The organism is Bacillus sp. 7884-1 (assembly GCF_002272245.1).
Lineage (GTDB): Bacteria > Bacillota > Bacilli > Bacillales > Cytobacillaceae > Neobacillus.
Genome location: NZ_NPDD01000360.1, coordinates 1 through 364, shown reverse-complemented (window position 1 = coordinate 364; position 364 = coordinate 1). Strand labels below are relative to the sequence as shown.

General features: G+C 55.8%; 1 rRNA gene. It reads right to left on the bottom strand.

Annotated features, from left to right (window positions below):
• Positions 1–364, bottom strand: a 23S ribosomal RNA gene (locus CHI06_RS29105); the annotation flags it as partial.

Here is a 364-nt window from a genome sequence, read left to right as displayed (position 1 = left end):
GTTCTTACTAGCTTGACGCTATGGGAAATCTCATCTTGAGGGGGGCTTCATGCTTAGATGCTTTCAGCACTTATCCCGTCCGCACATAGCTACCCAGCGATGCCTTTGGCAAGACAACTGGTACACCAGCGGTGCGTCCATCCCGGTCCTCTCGTACTAAGGACAGCTCCTCTCAAATTTCCTGCGCCCACGACGGATAGGGACCGAACTGTCTCACGACGTTCTGAACCCAGCTCGCGTACCGCTTTAATGGGCGAACAGCCCAACCCTTGGGACCGACTACAGCCCCAGGATGCGATGAGCCGACATCGAGGTGCCAAACCTCCCCGTCGATGTGGACTCTTGGGGGAGATAAGCCTGTTAT